The organism is Pararhodobacter sp. SW119 (genome assembly GCF_017811755.1).
GTDB lineage: Bacteria > Pseudomonadota > Alphaproteobacteria > Rhodobacterales > Rhodobacteraceae > Pararhodobacter.
The window spans coordinates 1-2,415 of the sequence record NZ_JADDJF010000127.1; the positions used below are offsets into that span (position 1 = coordinate 1).

Below are 2,415 nucleotides of genomic sequence, written 5' to 3' on the forward strand. Positions count from 1 at the left end.
CTGACGCATCAGCAGGTCGCGTGATCGGTGCAGGACCAGCACGGCCTGCTGCTCCTCGGTCTTCACCGGCACGAAGCGCATGTTCGGCCGGGTCACCGCTTCACAGATCGCCTCGGCATCGGCAGCATCGTTTTTCTGGCGCCTCACGTAGGGTTCACGAACATCTCGTCGAGGTGCCACCGCCAGTGCTGCGACGAACGCATCCGTTCGACGCGGCGCCGGCGGATCTCGGCGGCGAACATCGGTCCGAACCGGTTCCACCAGAACCGCACCGTCTCATGGCTGATTTCGATACCGCGCTCGTGGAGCAGGTCCTCGACGTTGCGCAGCGAGAGCGGGAAACGGATGTAGAGCATCACCGCAAGGCGGATGATCTCGGGGCTCGGTTTGGACATCCGAGGAACCTACGCGGCCGCCAAGCCTCGCACAAGGAATTTGCTCTGACACCGCCAGCCCTCGGCATTGGAGGCCGACGCACAGGTCGACGCGCTATCATTCATCGCCACAGTGCACAGGACTGCTCGAGCCCGACACCGGGTTACAGACGCCTGCTACAGGCCAAGGGATTTGAAGAAACTAACCAAAAGGCCGATTGCCCCAGTGAGTTCTTCGTCCCTGGGTAATAAAATACCTAGCGCGAATACCACCAACGGATACAGGGCGGAGAAGGAGAAAACCCCCGTCACGGCGCTCCGCAGCGGTACGATCGGCAGAGCCCAGATGGTTTCGCGCATCTCGGTCAGTTCGCCGATAGTCTTGGATGCTGCTCGCCGCTCTTCAAGGCTCTCGGCATCTTGCCATTGTACCACCGCTGCGGCAAGCGGGGCGTCGAGTTGTGCGACGTGCTCGCGAAAGAGTCGTGCACGGTCCTGACGATAGGGAATAGTCGCCTTGAAGAAGGGCCGGATGAGCCCAGCATAAGTAACAAGTATCATTATCACCAGCAACGGTATCTGCAAGTTGAGCCAGCCGGCATAGGTGCTGTAGGCCGGGAGACTGAAATCACAGGACTCGCGCAGCCGCTCAACCGGCCCCGGTGCTCCGAGGCGGAAGCAACTCACGAATGCCCCGGGTCTTTGCAATGAGATGAAAATCCATGTCGACAACCACATCAGCGGGATGAACATGAGCACCGACAGGTAGGCCATGAATTCGCCAAACCGCCGCCAGCCACCCGACTTGTCTGCGTGGCCCGGCAACAGTCGCGGCCGCTCGGAAACCTTCTGGAACCGTCGGGCGAACTGGCCGTAGGCAAAGCCCGTTCCCATGCGATGCCCGGCCGCAAACCCGAGAACTGAAGACCCCCAAAGGAAGACTTGGTCTAAAAATTCCGGCGAATATCCCCCGTGAAAGTTCAGAATGCCGCCGAACATGATCAGGCAGATGATGGCTCCGACCGTCCAGGCCCATACCCGCCGACGCGCTTCCACCTCTGCCAGCGCGCGAAAGTTACGGGGCACTAAGCCGTCCTGCTCCATTTGGCGCACCATCAGCCAGTACAGCCGCTCCAGCGGCATTGAGAGCCACAGCACGACCAAAGCGGCGATGAAGCCGCTGGCCATCATCGGATCACGCAAGGCGCCGCTGCGCCCCGCTTCAGTCAACGTCGCCATCTCGACGTCACTGGATTCGAAAAAAACACCGAACTCGCCCCATTCACGGACCCAGATGACATGGTCCCAAGTGAGCGGCGGTGGTGCGTCTCCGGTAAAGACCGGCAGGAGGTACTCGCAAGTCTCCTCCGGATCACACTGCGGATAGGTCTCGAAAATGATGTCGCCGTAGAGCAGCACCAGCACGCTACAAGCTACCAGGATCGCACCGACGATCCGACCCTCCCATTTGCCAAGTCGGCCCACGGCGCTACTGACGACGCCAGAATATGCCTGCATTACCCTCTTCATCGAAAGTCCCCGGAAAAATGACGGCGGTTTGAGCAATGTAGCACGTCACGGTCAATGAGGCGCTGCGCATCCTCGATGCGGCCGTGCAGGCGGTGGTGCGCGAGCCGTCCACATGGGGTAATCGCGGGAGCGAGTCGCCCCGAGAGATGTCGATTCCGAGAAGGTGGCTGTTCCGCGATAAGATGGAAATGCGGGCTCGCGACTGGACGCCGGGCCCAAGCATCGAATGGAGAACAGCCATGGAAGATTATATCGGTCTCGATGTGTCGATGAAAGAGACGGCCGTGTCGATCCGTCGTGATGGCAAGCGTGTCTGGCGAGGGAAGCGCATGTTGACCTGGCGCTCCTTGCCGCGACCGACACGATCCACCGCTGTGCGCGCTCGACCATTGTTCTTGAACCAATGGCGAACAAGGTCTCGCTATCGTAGATCCCTCGACCCGGCACGCCGCCGAAGACCCGGAATGCGTGCCAATGCGCATCGAACAGCATCTCGTGGGTCTGTAGCGGA

Annotated in this window: 1 protein-coding gene and 3 pseudogenes; all 4 read right to left on the reverse strand. The window is 60.5% G+C overall.

The genetic code is table 11. From position 1 onward, the window contains the following. Positions 1-156 (reverse strand): annotated as a pseudogene (locus IM708_RS20710) (IS110 family transposase); the annotation flags it as partial. Then, a pseudogene (locus IM708_RS20715) lies at positions 153-395 on the reverse strand (IS6 family transposase); the annotation flags it as partial. The pseudogenes IM708_RS20710 and IM708_RS20715, both read right to left, overlap by 4 nt. A 156-nt stretch (positions 396-551) precedes the next feature. Beyond that, positions 552-1,892 (reverse strand): hypothetical protein, encoded by a 1,341-nt coding sequence (locus IM708_RS20720; protein WP_209428447.1) that lies wholly within the window; start codon positions 1,890-1,892, stop codon positions 552-554. 334 nt (positions 1,893-2,226) lie between these two features. Further along, positions 2,227-2,415, reverse strand: a pseudogene (locus tag IM708_RS20725) (hypothetical protein); the annotation flags it as partial.

Excerpts from the sequence above, each read along its gene's own strand:
- IM708_RS20720 (WP_209428447.1), bottom strand. The coding sequence starts at position 1,892 with ATGCAGGCATATTCTGGCGTCGTCAGTAGCGCCGTGGGCCGACTTGGC.